13 protein-coding genes are annotated in these 19,332 nt (G+C 65.9%); 6 read left to right on the forward strand and 7 right to left on the reverse strand.

What is annotated here, in order from left to right; all coding sequences use genetic code 11:
• Both DEI83_RS13660 and DEI83_RS15750 read left to right on the forward strand, forming a co-directional pair.
• Window positions 1-1,542, forward strand: a 1,542-nt coding sequence (locus DEI83_RS13660; RefSeq protein WP_309146595.1) for an RHS repeat-associated core domain-containing protein, incomplete at its 5' end; no start/stop codon positions are given.
• 8 nt (window positions 1,543-1,550) lie between these two features.
• A complete protein-coding gene (locus tag DEI83_RS15750; RefSeq protein ID WP_146243347.1) occupies window positions 1,551-1,787 on the forward strand; it encodes a hypothetical protein in 237 nt (78 codons plus the stop codon).
• Between the two features lie 679 nt (window positions 1,788-2,466).
• On the opposite strand, the gene DEI83_RS13665 is transcribed toward DEI83_RS15750, so the two are convergent.
• The 4 genes from DEI83_RS13665 to DEI83_RS13685 form a co-directional block, all read right to left on the reverse strand.
• Window positions 2,467-5,400, reverse strand: coding sequence for a hypothetical protein (locus DEI83_RS13665; protein WP_111082495.1), 2,934 nt, complete (start codon window positions 5,398-5,400; stop codon window positions 2,467-2,469).
• Between the two features lie 89 nt (window positions 5,401-5,489).
• Window positions 5,490-7,040, reverse strand: coding sequence for a hypothetical protein (locus tag DEI83_RS16360; protein ID WP_146243349.1), 1,551 nt, complete (start codon window positions 7,038-7,040; stop codon window positions 5,490-5,492).
• Between the two features lie 199 nt (window positions 7,041-7,239).
• Complete coding sequence (locus DEI83_RS13680; protein ID WP_258371228.1) at window positions 7,240-8,409, reverse strand: PP2C family protein-serine/threonine phosphatase; 1,170 nt, start codon at window positions 8,407-8,409, stop codon at window positions 7,240-7,242.
• A 380-nt stretch (window positions 8,410-8,789) separates the two neighbouring features.
• The gene (locus DEI83_RS13685) at window positions 8,790-9,788 is read right to left on the reverse strand and encodes a YhcG family protein (RefSeq protein ID WP_258371222.1); all 999 of its coding nucleotides are present in this window, start codon (window positions 9,786-9,788) and stop codon (window positions 8,790-8,792) included.
• Window positions 9,789-9,943: 155 nt separating this feature from the next.
• Between DEI83_RS13685 and DEI83_RS13690 the strand changes: the two genes are divergently transcribed.
• A complete protein-coding gene (locus DEI83_RS13690; protein WP_111082500.1) occupies window positions 9,944-10,288 on the forward strand; it encodes an Lsr2 family protein in 345 nt (114 codons plus the stop codon).
• Between the two features lie 104 nt (window positions 10,289-10,392).
• Here DEI83_RS13690 and DEI83_RS13695 read toward each other — a convergent pair whose 3' ends face one another.
• Both DEI83_RS13695 and DEI83_RS13700 read right to left on the reverse strand, forming a co-directional pair.
• Window positions 10,393-11,757 (reverse strand): hypothetical protein, encoded by a 1,365-nt coding sequence (locus DEI83_RS13695; protein WP_146243350.1) that lies wholly within the window; start codon window positions 11,755-11,757, stop codon window positions 10,393-10,395.
• A gap of 90 nt (window positions 11,758-11,847) precedes the next feature.
• A complete protein-coding gene (locus DEI83_RS13700) occupies window positions 11,848-12,789 on the reverse strand; it encodes a restriction endonuclease (RefSeq protein ID WP_258371223.1) in 942 nt (313 codons plus the stop codon).
• A gap of 158 nt (window positions 12,790-12,947) precedes the next feature.
• On the opposite strand from DEI83_RS13700, the gene DEI83_RS13705 reads away from it, so the two are divergent.
• The 3 genes from DEI83_RS13705 (at window position 12,948) to DEI83_RS13715 (ending at window position 18,240) form a co-directional block, all read left to right on the forward strand.
• Entirely contained in the window at window positions 12,948-14,513 is a 1,566-nt protein-coding gene (locus tag DEI83_RS13705; protein WP_111082503.1) for a type I restriction-modification system subunit M, read from the forward strand.
• Between the two features lie 107 nt (window positions 14,514-14,620).
• Window positions 14,621-15,112, forward strand: coding sequence for a restriction endonuclease subunit S (locus tag DEI83_RS13710; protein WP_258371224.1), 492 nt, complete (start codon window positions 14,621-14,623; stop codon window positions 15,110-15,112).
• A 41-nt stretch (window positions 15,113-15,153) separates the two neighbouring features.
• The gene (locus DEI83_RS13715; protein ID WP_375334675.1) at window positions 15,154-18,240 is read left to right on the forward strand and encodes a type I restriction endonuclease subunit R; all 3,087 of its coding nucleotides are present in this window, start codon (window positions 15,154-15,156) and stop codon (window positions 18,238-18,240) included.
• An 84-nt stretch (window positions 18,241-18,324) separates the two neighbouring features.
• On the opposite strand, the gene DEI83_RS13720 is transcribed toward DEI83_RS13715, so the two are convergent.
• Complete coding sequence (locus tag DEI83_RS13720) at window positions 18,325-18,951, reverse strand: hypothetical protein (protein ID WP_146243351.1); 627 nt, start codon at window positions 18,949-18,951, stop codon at window positions 18,325-18,327.
• Window positions 18,952-19,332: the final 381 nt, after the last annotated feature.

The following is a 19,332-nucleotide window of genomic DNA, read 5'->3' on the forward strand; positions in this document are numbered from 1 at the left end:
ATCACGTCACGGCGGAACTCTTCCGGATACGCCTTCACCATGGCGCACATCCTTCCAGCAGGAGCCAACGCTCCTACCCGTCAGGAGTCAACCAAACCTGCAGCAGTCCCTGACGACCACGGCCGCCGTACGGACACCTGGCTCAACGCCACCCCCAACGGCGAAGAAGATCCGACGGTATGGAAGGCGCACCAGAAGCTCGAGTACGACGCCTCCGGCAAGGTCACCCGCGTGCTCGGATCCCGCGACAGCAGCAACCCGTCCTCCGTCGTCGACACAAAGTACTGCTACGTCGCCGGCACGGCCGCCGGCGGCAGCTGTGATCCCGACAAGGGCAATGACCGCGACCAGCTGCAGTGGTCCAAGGACATGACCGGTCAGATCACCGAGTACGACTACAAGGCCAGTGACGGGAAGAGCTCCACACGACTGCAGAAGGTCAAGCAAACCGGTGGCGCCCAGAACACGACCTGGACGTTCACCTACGACAAGGCGGGCGACCGAACCGGAGCCAAGGCAGTCGACACGGACACCAAGCGCGTCATCTCCGACACGCAGCTCAGCTTCAACGCGGTCGGGCAGATCACCACCGCCGGGTACCAGTACGACGGCACCGGCAACCTCATCGCCGCACCAGGGAAGACGTTCACCTACAACGGTGCGCAGCAAATGACGTCTTCTACGAAGGATGGGATCAAGAGCAGCTACACGTACGCCGGCGCCTCGATGGTGACGTTGTTGTCGCAATCAACCGCCGGGAGCAAGGCATACCAATACACCTACGGCAGGAGCGGCGCACTCACAGCCCGGACTGTCGTGAGTGAAGGCACCGCGTCAGTGCTGAGCGACCCGTCCAGTGGACGCCCGTTGGATCTCCGAACCGCGGACGGATCGACCAGCATGTGGGTCATCGACGGCATTGGAAATCCGGCCGCCGCCATTACCGACAAGGGTGAAAAGGCTTACGTCGTGTCGTACTCCCCGTACGGCGGGGAGACCGTTACCTACGGTGACAACAGCTCGCAGTGGCAGCAGAACCCCTACGGGTTCAAGGGCGGTCTGCGCTCAAGCGGTACGAACATCGGCCTCACCAAGTTTGGCTATCGCTGGCAATCCGCTGAGACGGGTGGGTGGATCTCACGCGACACTCTCGACGCGCCCCTCGATCCCAATAACGCTAACCGATACGCCTATGCAGGTGACGACCCGATCAATGCAAGCGACCCGTCAGGGCGAGCTTATGTTGGAGGCGTTGGGGAACTGTGCGCGTTCGTCTGCCTTCAGGTTGGTGGCGGCTACGACGGCGACTGGGACTTCACAATCGGCGCCGCAGTCGGCCCCGACGTCGGAGTGAATGGCTCTGTCGGTGGAGGCGCCGGCACCAACGAGGGACCTTCGGTTAACGCATCCTGCTCAGCAGACCTCGGCGTCGGCGTCTACGGCGAAGTTGGCGTCGGCGAAGGCGGCGACTTGTCCGGTGGCGGTGGCGTCGGGGGAGGCGCTGGCGGCGGATGCAACGTCGGCGTCAGCTACACCTTCTAGGATGAGCCATGACCATATTTCTCCCCGCACTCATCGGTGGTATTGTTCTCGCCATTGCTGGAGTAGCAATTGTGATAAACGCTGGTCGGATCGGTCCGGCTATGCAGCAGCAGCAAAGATTGATTTCGTCCGATAAGTTTGCGAAAAAATCTAGTACTCCGAGAAATGTAATAATCGGAGGAATTATGTTCATGGTATTTGGCGTAGTTCTGGTTGTGTTGTCGTTCCTTGGGTTGGACTGGTAATGGACGAGGGTACGATTGGGTTCATTGTCGGACTGGTGTTGATGATCATCATCGCTCCTTTCGCACTAGGGAAAGTTTTAGGAAAGAATCGGAATAAGCGTAAGTAAGCGTCTTCACTGATCGCGAAACTGCAATTGTTCTACAGCAAGCCCTGGCTCGTTATCCGAACCGGGGCTTTGTTGTTGCCGCCAAGGACTGCGTCGTCGTACGCGAGGTCGACGCGCTACGGCGGGTGGTGTAGCTAGGTTTGTGGCAGTGAGGGTGAACAGTGCTGCGGCATCTTCGACGGCTGACGCGTTAGCCACCGGCACGCGTGGGAATACGCACGGTAGATAGGGATGTGCGTCGGCATCGCAAGGTGTGCTCTGGTGCTTTGGAGGCGATCGCAGCTGGCGAGCCGAGTATCAGCTCGGCCTGAACGGTGGGGGTGGCGCAAGCAGTTGAGCGAGCCGCTACCTGACATAACATACATTATCGGCGCATCTCCGGCTCAAACGGGGGAGCAGCACTCAACTCATTCGGCCGGTGCCGTCACCCTTTGAGGCCAGCGCAAGTTTCTCGCTGCCCCCAAAGGCGCCTCAAACTTCTCGAGGCCGGTGGTCGCGCTGACCCGTTCGGGCAGGCGGGTGCGGAGCACCGGTCTCCCGGTGCTCCGCACCCTTTCCACTATGGTTGCCCTTCAGTGACGGCGTTGCAGGGTCAGTGTCCCGAGTCCGGCGAGCAGCAGCAGGACCGCTGCCAGTGCCGGGGACGCCGGGTTGCTCGCGCCCGTGTAGGCGAGGGTGCCGGCGGTGTTCGCCGTCGCCTCTGCCCCGGTCGCTGCAGCTGCTGCCGGAGCGAAGGACACGAGGGTCGGGGTCGACCGGACTACGTCTGCCGTAACGACCGGGGCTGTGTCGGTGTCGACGAGCGGCGTGGTGCCGGTGTTCGGGATGGTGTCGACGACCGGGGTCGTACCGGTGTCGGGGGTGTTGCCCGTGTCACCGGGAGTGGTCCCGGTGTTCGGCGTCGAGCCCGGGGTGGTGCCGGGCGTGGTGCCGGGGTCGGTACCCGGGGTGGTGCCGGGGTCGGTACCCGGGGTGGTGCCGGGGTCGGTACCCGGCGTGGTTCCGGGCGTGGTGCCGGTGGCCGGGGTCGTGGTGCCGTCTCCGATGATGCCGATGCCGTTGTCACCGACCGTGATCGGGATGTTCACGACGGGGATGATCTGCGTCCCCGAGCCGACACCGCCATCACCCGAGGTGGTGCCACCAGCGGCCGGGGCGGTACCGGTCGTGGGGGTGGTACCGGTGGCGGTGCCACCGGTGCTGGTGCCGTCACCGATGACACCGATGCCGTTGCCACCGACCGTCACCGGGATCGAGACGACCGGGGTGACCTGGGTGCCGGAGCCGATGCCGTCCTCGCCCGAGGTCGTGCCACCGGTAGCCGGAACAGTGCCCGCACTGGTGGTGGGGGTGGTCGTGGTGCCACCGGTACTGGTGCCGTCACCGACGATGCCGATGCCGTTGCCACCGACCGTCACCGGGATCGAGACGACCGGGGTGACCTGGGTGCCGGAGCCGATGCCGTCCTCACCCGACGTCGTACCACCGGTAGCCGGAACAGTGCCCGCACTGGTGGTGGGGGTGGTCGTGGTGCCACCGGTACTGGTGCCGTCACCGACGATGCCGATGCCGTTGCCACCGACCGTCACCGGGATCGAGACGACCGGGGTGACTTGGGTGCCGGAGCCGATGCCGTCCTCACCCGACGTCGTACCACCAGCCGCCGGAGCAGTGCCGGTCGTGGGGGTCGTGCCCGAGGCCGATCCGTCACCGATGACACCGACGCCGTTGCCGCCGGCCGTCACCGGGACCGAGACCACCGGGGTGACCTGGGTGCCGGAGCCGATGCCGTCCTCGCCGGAGGTGGTGCCACCGGCCGCCGGAGCGGTGCCCGTACCGGTGGTGGGGGTCGTGCCGGTGGTGGTGCCGCCGGTGCTGGTGCCGTCTCCGACGATGCCGATCCCGTTGCCACCGATCGTGACTGGGATCGAGACCACCGGGGTGACCTGGGTGCCGGAACCGATGCCGTCCTCGCCGGAGGTGGTGCCACCGGCCGCCGGAGCGGTGCCCGTACCGGTGGTGGGGGTCGTGCCGGTCGTGGTGCCGCCGGTGCTGGTGCCGTCTCCGACGATGCCGATGCCATTGCCACCGACGGTGACCGGGACGTTCACCACGGGCGACAGCTGGGTGCCGGAGCCGACGCCGTCCTCACCCGAGGTCGTGCCACCGGCAGCCGGGGTCGTACCCGTGCCGGCCGTCGGGGTCGACCCCGTCGTCCCGCCGGTGCTCGTGCCGTCACCGATGACGCCGATCCCGTTGCCACCGACCGTCACCGGGACCGAGACCACCGGCGACACCTGGGTGCCGGAGCCGATGCCGTCCTCACCGGACGTCGTCCCACCGGCCGCCGGAGCAGTACCGGTCGACGGGGTCGAACCGGTCGTCGAGCCGCCGGTGCTGGTGCCGTCGCCGACGACGCCGATCCCGTTGCCACCGACCGTGACCGGGACCGAGACCACCGGCGACACCTGCGTGCCGGAGCCGATGCCGCCGTCACCCGAGGTCGTACCACCTGCAGCCGGCGTCGTACCCGTGTCGGCCGTCGGGGTCGAGCCCGTGGCCGAGCTCGATCCGTCGCCGAGGACACCGACACCGTTGCCCGCCACCGTGATCGGGACGGAGACGGTACCGAGCAGCTGCGTGCCGGAGATGAGCCCGTCCGACCCGGAGGTCGAGCCGCTCGTCGTGCCACCGGTCGGAGCTGCCGGGGCCGCGGAGGTCCCGGTGGCCGATCCGTCCCCGAGCACGCCGATCCCGTTGCCCGAGACCGTGACGGGGACCGTGATGTCCGGCAGGACCTGGGTGCCCGAGAGCACGCCGTCCTCCCCGGAGGTCGAGGCGGTCGTCGTGTCACCGGCCGGAGCTGCCGGAGCCGAGGACGACCCGGAGCGCGAGCTCGTGGCGGCAGCGTCACCGAGGACACCGACGGCGTTGCCGGTCGCCGTGACCGGCACGTCCACCGCACCGGCGACCTGGGTGCCCGAGAGCACGCCGTCCTCGCCGGACGTGGTGGGCGAGGAGGCCACCGGAGCAGCCGGCGCGGGAGCGGGAGCAGCCGGCGCGGGAGCCGGGGCAGCCGGCGCTGGGGCCGGTGCCGCCACCGCGTCCCCGACGACGGCGACCGCGTTGCCGGTCACGTCGACGGGAGCGCTGACGTCGGGTACGACCTGCGTGCCGGACGCGATGCCGTCGGCCCCGCTCGTTGCGGGAGCAGTTGCCGGTGCTGCGGGTGCTGGTTCCGCAGGCGCCGGTGCCGAGGGCGCCGGTGCCGCCGGAGCCGGAGCCGGAGCTGCCGGTGCGGCAGCGGTGGATACCGCGTCGCCGACGATGCCGAAGGCGTTGCGGGTGACAGACACGGGCGCGTCGACGGTCGGCGCGACCTGGGTTCCGGAGACGGTGCCGTCCTCACCGGTGGTCGTCGCCGCGTTCGCCGCGACAGCTCCACCGAAGGTCAGCCCGCCCACACAGAGGGCGAACCACAGCCCTCGGGAGACGTTCTTGTTCATGGTCGTTCACTCCTGGTCGAGATGGATGGTCGACCGCACACAGAGGCGGTCGGAGGCGCGTCCTGCCGTGACGGGCAGGTGCGCCGATCTCAATCGGGAGCGACGTCGTGGTCGCCGACGAGCGATGCCGGGACGGCGTCGTCGGAGACCGAGCCGCGGAGGCCCGCGGCGAGGGGGGAGGTGAGAGCCGAGGCACCGACGGTGCCCAGGATGTTCGCGCCGACGGAGCCGCCGGAGGTGCTGCCGCCCGTGGTGCCCGCGGTGCCGCCATCGAAGGGCGTGTGCACCGGTGCGCCACCGAGCGGGAGGACGAGCGCCGCACCGTCGACGGTGACCGTGGCAGGTGCGTCCGTGACGGTCGCGGCGGCAACGGGGCCGGTGGCGACGTGACCGAGGGCGACGGTGCGGGGGCCGGCGGTGCCGCGGGTCGACGTCACATCAGCGGTGGCCGACGCGGCAGGCGCCTCGGCGGCGGAGCCGGTGCTGCCGTCCGTCGTGCGGACAGGCCGGTCCGCGATCGGGTTCGTGGTCGCCACGGGCGCGGGACCCGCGGCCGGACCGGTGCCAGAGCCCGGGACCACCGGAAGCGAGGGAACGTCGACGCCGGGGAGCGAGCCTCCCGGCAGGAGCGGCCCGCCAGGCAGGACCGGACCGGTCGGAAGCACGCCGACGACTCCCGGGACTTGATCGACGACGGTCGGCAGCTCGGCGACGACGCCGGGGATCTGCGTCACGACGCCCCCAACGGTGCCGAGCATGTCATCGACGACACCGGTCACCGGGGCGGTGACACCACCGAGCGTGTCGTCGCCCAGGACCGAACCGACGACCGGGAGGCTCCCGACCACCCGGTCGACGGTGTCGACCACTGCGGTGACGGGCCCGCCGTCGGCGACGGTCCCGACGGCCCCCGTCACGGGCTCGAGGACGGAGGAGGCGGTGTCGGTCACCGGGCTGAGGATCGCACCGACAGTGTCGGTCACCGGACGGGAGGCTCCGCTCGCGGCCGCCACGATGCCGTCGGTGACCGACGTGGTCGAGCGGGTGCCATTCGGGGCGTGCGTGCCGGCGGGGGTCGCGGACGTCACCGGGGCGTGAGCCGCCGGTGCGGAGTGGGTCGGCTTGCTGTGCGCCGGGCTGCTCGAGGTCGGGCCGCTCTGCGACGGCGTGCTGTGGGTCGGAGCGCTCTGGGCCGGGGTCGGCGCGTGCTGGGCGGGGGCCGGGTGGCTCGGCGCGGCGGCGGCCGGCGCCGCAGGAGCGGGCGCCGCAGGAGTGGGCGTCGCCGTCACCGGGGCGGGTGCTACGGGGGCCGCCGGGGCTGGCGCTGCGGGGGCCGCCGGGGCGACGACGGGCGCGGGAGCCGCCGGAGCGGGCGCTGCCGGGGCTGGCGCGACGACGCTCCGGACCGGTGCGACGGCGCTGTCGAGCACCTGGCCGACACCGCCCGTGACACCCTGCACGGCCCCACCGACACTTGACGTGACGCCACTCGGCGAGACCCCGAGGAGCTTGCCCTCCGCCGCTGCGGCCGGGCGGGCGCCCAGGAGCAGCGAGAGCAGCACGACCGCCGCAGCGATCCCGGAACCCAGAAGGGCCCACCGGATCACTGCCCGCAGGGGTCGACGCATCGACGCGTCCATGCGCTCACCTCCTGATCTCGGCTGCGCACGTAGAGTGGTTGAGCGGCACGGTACGCCTCGTCGGCCAAGCGCGCGAGAGGTCCTCAAGAAATTGTCAGGATCGCTCGAGGACAGGCAGGAAAGCAGCAGGACGCCGCCGGGTTGGATCCAGCCGACCAGCCGACCAGCCGACCAGCCGTGAGATGCCTCGTTGTCCTTGTCAGCTCAACGCGTCTTGTTTTGGCGCCAAGTTGTGCCGCGCGAGAACGAGGGTGGTGACATCGTCGTCAGGGCTGCGTTCGGCAACGAGGGCACGGACTCGAGGAAGGAAGTCGTCCGGAGCAGCCCAGTACACCTCGGCGAGTTGATCGAGCGCGGCGAGTGTCCCGTCGAACAGGTCGAGGACGCCGTCGCTGCAGACGATCAGCGCATCGCCGGGCTGCAGGACCAGGAATCCAGAGGAGTGGCGCATCGCGCCGGGATGCAGCCCGAGTGGCAGGTCTCGTGATCGGAGCAGCCGTATCGGTTGCCCGTGCGCTGAGAGGTGCATCGCGATGCCGTGACCGGCGTCGCCGAAGTCCACCCAACCCGTGGCGGTGTCGAGGTGCGCGTGGAACGCGGTGGCGAACGAATCCGCTCGCACAAGCGCCGGCCCGATTTCTCGGTCCGTGGCACCGATCACGTCGGCGGCGGGACGTTCCTGGTCCTGGGCGCGGAACGCCGCGCGGATGGAGGCGGCGTGCTTGGCCGCCTCCACGCCCTTTCCCATCACATCGGTGAGGGTGATCGCCGCACCATTGATCGTGGGTATCCAGTCGTAGAAGTCGCCACTGGCGCCACTGAACGGGATCACTTCGGCGCGGAGGTCGTAGCCGGGAAGCTGAAGCGGACCAGGTGCGAGAGCGCTGGTCTCGGTTCCCGAAACTGTGTCGCTGCCGTCGTCGCTGAGGATCCGGCCCGCCCACGTCGCGAGGTCCTGCAGCAGGACGACGTCGCTATCCGACAGAACCCGCGGATGCGTGTCCACGACGCACAACGACCCGACACGGGTGCCCCGCACGCTGACGGGTGCGCCAGCGTAGAAGCGCACTCCGAGCGTCTGCACCACCGGCAGCGCCGCGAACCGGTCATCAGCGCGAGCATCCGGTACCAACGTCGGCTCGTCGTGAAGCACGGTCTCCGCACAGAAGCTCTCGCTCGCGGGTATCTCCCGCGGACCAGTCGATGTCTGCGGGGTGAGCGTGTACACGGTGTCGTCGTCGACGAGGTTCAAGAACGCCATCGGCGCACCGAACACGTCCCGCGTCAGCCGAGCAACACGGTCGAACCGTTCGGCCGGGTCTCCCCCGATGACGTCAAGTTCGCGCACAAGAGCTGCCCGAGCCGTCATCCCACCCACAGCAGCCACTGTAAGCGCCTCACGGGCGCTCGAGTCCAGACCCGGCACGTGGCAATGCCAGCACACTGCTATTACCTAGCTATCACTCTGAAAGCTAGATGCAAGCTTGCGCGTGCACCACCGCGCAACTCGCCCTAGGACAGGTACCAGCGTCCGATTGCAAGCGATAGTGCTGGATTGCTTATCTGCAATCGTCGGGCTCGAGAAGCCGCTGTTCACTGATGCTGAGCGCGGTGCACGAGGGCGGGCGAAGTTCCACGCCGCTTCTTCTGGCGTGACGCTCAACTGGACGGCAGCCGCCGAGCAGGCCGCAGCGCTGGCGAAGCTCTGGACAGACACGCTTGCTAAGCAGGCCCCGTCCGCGGCGTTGGTTATGTCGGCGGGGAGTCGGTGGGTGGCTGCTCGAGGGCTTGCACGAGGTCCGCTTCCGAGGGCAGCGCTGCTTGCACCGCTGGCGGGAGGAGGTCGTAGCTGGCGACGCCGATCGGTGTTTGGTTCGCGCCGAGTGAGTACCGGACGACGGCGTCGTTCTTGTCTGCGACGAGGAGCAGTCCGACGGTGTCGGCGTGCTGGGACCGGCGGAGCTTGTCGTCGACGAGGGCGACGTAGAAGCCGAGTTGTCCGAGGTACTCCGGCTTGAACTTGCCGGTCTTCAACTCGATGACGACGTACCGGAGCTGCTCGACGTGGAAGAACAGCAGGTCGACGAAGAAGTCGTCCCCGTCGACATCGAAGTGCACCTGCCGGCCCACGAACGCGAACCCCTCCCCCAGCTCGCGCAGTGTGTCGATGATGCGATCGACGAGTGCCTGCTCAAGCTGCCGCTCCTTCGCATCGCCCTCGAGCGCGAGGAAGTCCAGGACGTACGGATCCTTTGTGAGCTGCTGCGCTAGGTCCGACTCCCCTGCCGGCAACGTCGCAGCGAAGTTCGACGGCGCCGCCTCGAGCCGTGCGTGCGCGTCAGTACGGATGTGGTGCTCGAGGACGTTCCGAGACCAGCCGTGATGCACGGCCTGTGCGGCGTACCACTCGCGGATTTCCTGGTCGTCGAGTCGGTCGAGGAGCACGGTGATGTGCCCCCAGGGAAGTTGTCCAACAAGCTGTTGGACAACTTCCTCGTCCGGCCACGCTGCAGCGACACGACGCATATAGAAGAGGTTCGCGCGCGAGAAGCCCTTCATCTCCGGAAACTCAGCACGGAGATCTTCTGCGAGCCGACCGATGACGTTGGTCCCCCACCCCTCCTGCTCCTGCCGCTGCAAGATCGTGGAGCCGATCCCCCAGTACAGACGCACCAGTTCAGTGTTGACGCGTCGCTGCGCAGTGATACGCGCTTCCTTCACTTGCCGCTTGAGTTCTGCCAATGCCATGGCGTACCCGGACGGAACTGGTGCTCTTTGGGTCATCGGTAACCATTCTGCACCAGCACTTTGCGCGACCAACAATCGGCACGCATCGACCCGATCTGCTCTGGATATGTCACAGTAGAGGCGTACCTCCCCCACTACGAAAGGCAGCAGTACCCATGGCGCAGAAAGTCACCACGCAGCTCGTCGACGACCTGACCGGCGAAAACATTGAAGACGGCAAGGGTCGCACCGTGTCCTTCGGCTTCGACGGCGCCAACTACGAGATCGACCTCACCGACGACAACGCAGACCAGCTCCGCGAAGCGCTCTCCGACTACATCGCAGCCGCCCGCAAGACCGGCAACCGCAGCGGCCGCGCCTCCTCTGGCAGTGCCCCCAAGCGTGGCAACTCGGAAGAGCTTGGCAAGATCCGCGAGTGGGCAGCAGCCAACGGCCACGAAGTGTCCTCCCGTGGCCGGATCAGCCAGGCCGTCCGTGACGCGTACGACGCCGCACACTGACGCCACTCCACACGTAGCAACGGCCGGCCATCCCTCGGGGTCGCCGGCCGTTGCTGATCGCGCCGATATCGGTCTCTTACGTCAGGTGGAGCCAGCGGATCCGCTTACGACGACTGTCCGTCTTCTACCTCCGGGCGTTCCGGCTGCCGCCGTCCCCGCTTGAACAGGGTGCCGAGTGCGCCAAAGACACCGGCGGCGGCGCCTTTCAGGGCTTCGCTGGCTTCTTCAGCAGCCGCGGCTGCGCGCGGCCGGTCGGTGATTCCGTCACCATCTAGGTCCACGGCTCGGAAGGGTTCCGTGGCGTGTTCGAATCCTTTCGCGCCGACCCGGCCCGCAGTTCGAATACCGCTCACGCCGGAGGTCACGACCTTGTCTCTAGTGTCGATAACGGCTTGCTTCCAGCGTCGCGTCTCGGCGTGCTCGTAGTCCGCTTCGATGCCGACGCGGTCGCGGAACTGTGCGAGCCCCTCGGAGAGCGTGTTGCTTGATCGGACGGCGGCGGGTGAGTCGAAGGGGTTCGTCAGGACCTTCGCGTTCGCCCGAATGATCGTTTCGTCCATCTGCTCGAGCAGCCGCACGGTGATCCGGTTGATGAGGCCGATCCGGTTCGCACGCGCCGATGCCAGACCGGACCGGTGCTGTTCCAGTTGTTCTCCTGCCCCGTCAAGAACCCGGTCGAGTTCGAGCACGGACACAGCGTCCTGGAGCTGCATGGTGCGGGCGAGGACCGCGAGCCATTCCCGCACGGGCGGGTCAGCATCGCGAGTGGCTTTCGCTACCTCGCCGATGTCGGCCTTGTTCTGCAGTTTCTCGGCGATGGTGTCGAGCTGGCGGATCGCGTACGCCTGGGTCCGAGCGATCGCGAATGATGCGCCTTGCACCTTTGACCAGGTGACCTCGGACACGCGGCCGGTGTGTTCGCGGACGGTCATTGCGTCTTCGATGATCAGGTCCACGCCGATCATGTCTGCGAGCACCGAGTCAGTCTGCGAGCGGAGGATGTCATCGACTTTCTCGCTGATGTCCTCGAGGTACTCGACGATCTCGTCCATCTGCTGCTGCATCGCCCGCTGCTGCATCATCGTCGCAAGCGCGCTCACGGCGAACGGTCCACTCAGCAGCGCGGTAGGGGCCTGTGCGATTTGTAGCCACTGCTTGATGTCTCCGGGGTTCCCGACCATGGCATGACTCACCCCGGGAACCTTTGTCGGCATCAACCCGTACGTCTTGATCGCCTCGGCAGACTCCGCCGTGAGCTTCACCCACCGGCCCGAGTTCGCTGCCAGGTCCGCCCCGACCTGTGTCGCCGCGGCGGCGGTCGTCGACGCGGACCACATGCGATGCAGCGGAAGCGGCTTCGTCACCGCGTGGTTGAGCTTGGCCGCGGTCAGGAACCGGTCGATGTCGGCGTCGTCGCCGATGATCGCCAATCCATCTCCGTCGCGAACGAGCTCGATTTCCCGGGTCATCGCTGACATCCTCTCTTCGATGCGGTGGTGACGTTCCGTCACGGTTCAAGGTAAACCGGCCTCCGGAGGCGGCGTCGCTCGTCCGCTTGGTCAGTCGAAGAAGTCGGCGTCGACTTCCACGGCGGTGTAGGTGCTGCGGACCTGGACGCCCACTCGATACTTGATCATGAGAGCGATGAGTCGTTCGCCGTCGATGAGGACGACGCGTGACTGCACGTTGCTGGTGTAGCTGATCGCGGCGGGCGTGAACGCGGAGGTGGTGAGAAACACGCCTCGGGTGGCGCCGAAGCCATGGAGGGCGCCGACGAACGCTTGGATGGTTTCACGGCTGATGTTGTTGCCGGCCTTGTACCGCTTGGCTTGGATGTAGACGCGGTCAAGGCCGAGGGCGTCCTGGTCGATCACGCCGTCGATACCTTCGTCACCGGTGCCACCGATGCGCTTGCCGCGTTGCTCGGCACCGCCGTAGCCCATGGCAAGGAGCAGATCGACGACCGCTTGCTCGAAAAAGTCCGGGTGACTCTCACGAAGACGGTGCAGCAGTTCTTCCCCGACTTCGGCTTCGATGCGGCTGATACCGTCCTCGATCTGCTCGATCGGGTCAAGGATCCCGGCATCAGCCGGGAGGAGCTCGGCCTGCACGGCTTGAGAATCGGCGCTTTTGCGGGTCTCGTTGGGCCAGAACGGGGCGAAGATCTCTCGCGCGTGGGCGTAGTCGAACCCGTCGGGATACTGCACGAGTGCGTTGCGGCCGCGGTCGTTGATGACGTAGTGGCCGCGGCTTGGGCGATCGATCCAGCTCGCCTTCGCTAGGTGACTCAGTGCCCAGCCCAAGCGCTGCTCGTACCGGTAGCCGCCTGAGCGGAGGGTTTCCTCGCGAGCTTCCGCGGTGAGTCCCGCGATCCGAGCAGCTGCATCGAAGACGTCCTTGCGGTGCAGGGTTTGCCCGTCTTCGAGCACCCGCAGGACCGGGATGACGAACGCAGGCCAGATCGGGACAGCTGAGACCGAGTCGTCGTTGAGGGTGCTCACTCGCCCTACTCTGCCGCATACCGCCGCATCCGAGGAGCCATGGACGAGCCCGACGCAGTGCATCCGACGGCGACGTGGCGCGGGGAGACGGGCTGCGAGACTATGAGCGGTGTTGCCCCGTTCAGAGGGCCCACCCCTGGCGTAGGAGACCGAAGTACATGGCACCGACCACGAAAGAAGCGCAGCGCGCTGAGCTGCACAAGACGATCTGGCGGATCGCGAACGATCTCCGCGGGTCGGTGGACGGGTGGGACTTCAAGTCCTACGTCCTCGGGACGCTGTTCTACCGGTTCATCTCTGAAAACCTCGCCGCGTTCATCGACAAGGGCGAACACGACGCTGGCGACACGAGCTTCTCCTACGCCGTCCTCCCCGACGAGCAAGCGGAACCTATCCGCCGCGACACCGTGTCGGAGAAGGGGTTCTTCATCCTCCCCTCGGAGCTCTTCGTCAACGTCCGCCGCCGTGGCAGCCGGGACGTCAACCTCAACGAGACGCTTGAGCGTGTGTTCAAGAACATTGAAGGCTCCGCGCTCGGCACGGACAGTGAGCACGACCTCAAGGGCCTCTTCGACGACCTCGACGTCAACAGCACCCGCCTCGGCAACACCGTCGCGAAGCGGAACGAGAAGCTCGTCAAGCTCCTCGACGCAATCGGGGACCTGCCGCTGGGGAACTTCCAGGACAACTCCATCGACCTGTTCGGTGACGCGTACGAGTACCTGATGCAGATGTACGCATCCCAAGCCGGGAAGTCCGGCGGCGAGTACTACACGCCGCAGGAAGTGTCCGAGGTCCTCGCCCGCACCACTGTGATGGGCAAGACCCGTGTCAACAAGGTCTACGACCCGGCTGCGGGGTCAGGGTCGCTGCTGCTGAAGTTCGCGAAGGTCCTCGGGAAGGACAACGTCGGCGGGTTCTACGGGCAGGAAATCAACCTGACCACCTACAACCTCGCCCGGATCAACATGTTCCTCCACGAACTCGACTACGAACGATTCGACATCGCCCACGGCGACACCCTCATCGACCCGTATTTCTGGGACGAGGAACCCTTCGAAGCGATCGTGTCGAACCCGCCCTACTCCATCAAGTGGGACGGGGACGCGAACCCGCTCCTGATCAACGACGAACGCTTCTCCCCCGCCGGCGTGCTCGCACCGAAGTCGAAAGCCGACCTCGCGTTCACGATGCACATGCTGTCCTGGCTCGCCGTGAACGGCACCGCCGCGATCGTACAATTCCCCGGCGTGCTCTACCGAGGCGGTGCGGAACGGAAGATCCGCCAGTACCTGATCGACAACAACTACGTCGACGCCGTCATCCAGCTCCCACCAGACCTGTTCTTCGGCACCACCATCGCCACCTGCATCATGGTCCTCAAGAAGTCGAAACCCGACAACCAGGTCTTGTTCGTCAACGCGTCAGCGGAGTTCACCCGCGTCGGGAACAAGAACAAGCTCAGTCCCGACCACCAGCAAAACATTCTCACCGCCCTCCAAAACCGGCAGAACGTCGACCACTACGCCGCCCTCGTCCCCAACGAGACCATCGGAGGCAACGACTACAACATCGCCGTATCCTCCTACGTCGAAGCGGAAGACACCCGCGAGATCGTCGACATCACCGCGCTCAACGCCGAGATCGCCCGCATCGTCACTCGCCAGGCCGAGCTTCGCACCTCGATCGACGCCGTCGTCGCTGATCTGGAGGGCGCCCGGTGAGCAGAATCGATAAATTACTCGCCCAACTCGCCCCTAACGGAGTTGCCTATCGGCCGTTATCGACGCTTGGACGCCGCAACAAGGGCACGTCAATTACAGCCGCGAGAATGAAGATTCTCGCTGAGGTCCCCGGGCCCATCCGAGTGTTCGCCGGCGGCCAAACAATTGCTGACGTTTCCGAGAGCGCGATCCCGGTGGAACATGTCGTTCGCGAGCCTAGCATCGTCGTGAAGTCGCGTGGTCATATCGGCTTCAGCTACTACGAGGGCCCCTTTACCCACAAGACCGAGCTGTGGTCATACACCCTCACGGACCCCGAAGTGGAGCAGAAGTTCGTCTACTACTACCTACTCACTCAGGCCGGTCGCCTACAAGAGGTCGCGCGGGCAACCTCAGTAAAGCTGCCACAACTCGGAGTCAAGGACACTGATACCCTGCCAATTCCGATACCGCCGCTTGAGGTGCAGCGGGAGATCGTGCGGATCCTGGACCAGTTCACAGAGCTGGAAGCAGAGCTGGAAGCAGAGCTGGAAGCGCGCCGCAAGCAGTACGAGTACTACCGCGACCGGCTCCTGACTTTCGAGGAGGCGTCGGCGTGAGCGTGAGCGACGCTGTGGCGCGGAAGTACGATCCGATTGCCGTGTCGGCCGAAAGCACGGTCGTCGCTGAGTACGTGGCCGATCCGGTGCAGGCGGCTGACTACCAGTCGGAGGCGGCGCTCGAGTCTGAACTAATTCGCCTGCTCAGGTCGCAGGCGTACGAGTACCTGCCGATCATGTCCGAGGCCCAGCTCGTCGACAACCTCCGTACCCAGCTCGAGGCGCTGAACGGGATCGTGTTCTCGGATGGGGAGTGGGCACAGTTCTTCGACACCTGCGTTGCCGGGAAAAACGACGGCATCGTTGAGAAGACGATCCGGGTGCAGGAAGACCATGTGCAGGTGCTGCGGCGGGATGACGGTTCAACGAAGAACGTGAGGCTGCTCGACAAGCAGCACATCCACAACAACCGCCTCCAAGTAATTAACCAGTATGAGGTCGACCAGGCCGACTCGGCCTCCGAGGGTGGTGCGGGGAGCCGCTACGCGAACCGGTATGACGTGACGGTGCTAGTGAATGGGTTGCCGATGGTGCACATCGAGCTGAAGCGCCGGGGTGTCGATATCCGGGAGGCGTTCAACCAGATTGACCGGTACCAGCGGGACAGCTTCTGGGCCGGCAGTGGCCTGTTTGAGTACGTGCAGTTGTTCGTGATCAGCAACGGGACGCTGACGAAGTACTACTCGAACACCACCCGCAGTCAGCATCTGAAGGACGGGCAGAAGCCGGGCCGGGGACGGAGAACGTCGAACAGTTTCGAGTTCACGTCCTGGTGGGCGGACGCGCAGAACAAGCCGATTCAGGATCTGACCTCGTTCGCGCGGACGTTCTTTGCCAAGCACACCCTGCTGAACATTCTCACCCGGTATTGCGTCATGACCGCGGACCGGCTGCTGCTGGTGATGCGGCCGTACCAGATCGTCGCCACGGAACGGATCCTGCAGCGCATTGGCATCGCGACCACGTACAAGCAGCTCGGTACCACCGGTGCCGGCGGGTACGTGTGGCATACGACGGGGTCTGGGAAGACGTTGACGTCGTTCAAGACCGCGCAGCTCGCCTCGCAGTTGCCGGGGGTGGATCGGGTGGTGTTCGTGGTGGACCGGAAAGACCTCGACTACCAGACGATGCGAGAGTACGACCGGTTCCAAAAGGGCGCCGCGAATTCCAACACCTCTACCGCTGTCCTGAAGACCCAGCTCGAGGACCCGTCCGCGCGGATAATCATCACCACGATCCAGAAGCTGTCGAACTTCATCACCGGCAACAAGACCCACCCGGTGTATGACTCGCACACGGTGTTGATCTTCGACGAGTGCCACCGGTCCCAGTTCGGGGACATGCACACCCAGATCACGAAGGCGTTCAAGAAGTTCAACCTGTTCGGGTTCACCGGCACCCCGATCTTCGCCGCGAACTCCGGCTCCGGCGGGAACCCGCTGCTGAAGACCACGGAACAGGCGTTCGGGGAGAAGCTGCACACGTACACAATCGTCGACGCGATCACCGACCGGAACGTGCTGCCGTTCCGCATCGACTACGTCAACACCCTCCGCGTCGGCACGGTGGTGGACAAGCAGGTGTCTTCCATCGACACTGAGCGGGTCCTCCTCGCCCCGGAACGCGTGTCCGACGTCGTCGGGTACACGCTGGAGCACTTCGACCAAAAGACCCGCCGCGAGGCCGGGTACGAGCACTCCGTCGTGACGAACGTCGCTGACGCGACCCGCACTCGCCGGCAAGCCGAAGCAGTGCGCCAGCGCAAGCGAGTGCGGGGGTTCAACGCGTTGTTCGCGACCGCGTCGATCGATGCTGCCCGCAGCTACTACGCCGAGTTCCAACGCCAACAGCAGGACCTGACGCCCGCGAAGCGGTTGAAGATCGGGCTGATCTACTCCTACGGCGCGAACGACGCCGTCACCGACAGCGCCGATGATGGGCTGCTCGACGATGAGGCGTTTGACACGGACGCGCTCTCCGGTGACGCGCGGGGGTTCCTCGAGGACGCGATCCGGGACTACAACCGCCTGTTCGGGACCAGCTACGACACCAGTGCCGACAAGTTCCAGAACTACTACAAGGACCTCTCCCAACGGTTGAAGAACCGGGACCTTGACCTCGTGATCGTGGTCAACATGTTCCTCACCGGCTTCGACGCCACCACCCTGAACACCCTCTTCGTGGACAAGAACCTCCGCGCCCACGGCCTCATTCAGGCGTACTCCCGCACGAACCGGATCTTGAACTCGGTGAAGACGTACGGCAATGTCGTCGCGTTTCGGGACCTCGAGGACGCCACCAACGAAGCGTTGGAGCTGTTCGGGAACAAGGACGCCCGCGGTGTCGTGCTCCTCAAGCCCTACGCGGACTACTACGCCCAGTACGCCGAGCAAACGCAGGAGCTGCTGGCCGGGTTCCCGCTCGGGCAGCAGATCGTTGGGGAGGGTGCGGAGAAGGCGTTCATTCAGCTGTTCGGGCAGATCCTCCGGTTGGAGAACATCCTGACCTCGTTCGACGACTTCGCCGGAGCGCAGATCCTCACCGACCGGCAACGGCAGGACTACCGCAGCGTCTACCTCGACCTCCACGCCCAGTACCGGCAGACCGCCGCGGCGGACAAGGAGATCATCAACGACGACGTCGTGTTCGAGATCGAGCTGATCAAACAGGTCGAGATCAACGTCGACTACATCCTGATGCTGGTTGCCAAGTTCCGGCAGGACCACGGCGACGGCGACGACCGGGAACTCCGCGCCGAGATCACCCGCGCCATCGACGCCAGCCCGACCCTGCGGAACAAGAAAGACCTCATCGAGGACTTCGTTGATTCCGTCTCCGTCGACGGCGCCATCGACGACGAGTGGCAGCGCTACGTCACCGCGAAACGCGACGCGGAACTCACCCGGATCATCGACGAGGAACGTCTCCGGCCCGACGCCGCGCACGCGTTCGTCGATCAGGCGCTCCGCGAAGGAGCTCTCCGCACCGCGGGCACCGCGATCACGACCGTGCTCCCGCCGGTATCCCGGTTCGCCGACAGCAACGGCCACGGGGCGACCAAGCAACGCGTCATCGAGAAGCTGACAGCCTTCTTCGACCGGTTTTTCGGGCTCAGCACCGACACGTAATCACAGCCGCTCCCCACAACGAGGCCGCGCAGCGGCGTTCAGCGCACTGAACGCCGCTGATGACCTCGTCGGAGAGTCGTTCCGTCACCGCTGCGTACGCTCGACGTGCCAGTAGAGACGCACCTGCGGCTGCTGTGTGCGGCGGTGGACGCCGCTAAACGCCTCGTCCAGCTCGTGGTTCACATCCAGTGCTGGCCAGGCCGCGACCGTTGCAGCATCGACCGTTGCCAGCTGTTGCTCGAGCCGCACTGCGACCGGTTCAAGGATGGAATCGACAAGCGCGGAGATGGCGGCGATGAGCTGCTGCAGCTGTTCCGCGATCGCTCGAGGCATCGGATGCGACACCGTCACCGCCATCACCCGGCCCACCGCTGCATCCTCGTTCAGCAGCGCCATCACCACCGGGGTGGCGAGACCTGACTGCGAATGCGCGACCGTGGTGTTCCGGTACTGCCGCACCATCCGATGCAGCCGCGACCACTCATCGAGAACGCCAGGGAACTCGGGAATCTGATCGAGACGTCGACGCACGTTCGAGTGGATGAAGGGCCGCACGTACGCCGTCGCCGCGTGCATCGTCAACGGCAACCACCCCGGCGATTCTTCCCCCGCCTCCAATGCTGCCTCGACCGTTGACGCAGCCTCCGACAAATCCGACGCGTGGCTGGTGAGCTCAGCGAGGAACCGGGCATCTGCTGTGGGCGGGAGCACCGCGATCCTGTTCGCTACGGACATCCGCATGTACCAGCGACCGACTTCGCGGTGAAACACTCAGCGCAGGTCTCCGTGGCGGATGTCGGTTGGGTCGGGTTCTCAGTGTCCCGGTGTGCGTTCTCGGGATGGGTGATCCCCCATCGGTTACCGGAGGCGCTGTTGGCCCATGCAGCACAGTTCGGCGCTGCGCGTTCTGCTTCTTCCTGGCTAAGAAACCCGATCGTGTGGCCGTACTCGATGCGCAGGTCTGGGCCGCCATCAGCGCGGCGGGCACGAATGCCCCGCGTGGAGCGGGCGGAGAAGTCACTGATCGGAATGGCTTCGACGATCCCAGCAATCGTGTCCCAGTTCGATGCCGGGATACCCTCGGCAAGCAGA

The sequence above is a fragment of the Curtobacterium sp. MCBD17_021 genome (assembly GCF_003234525.1).
Classification (GTDB): domain Bacteria; phylum Actinomycetota; class Actinomycetes; order Actinomycetales; family Microbacteriaceae; genus Curtobacterium.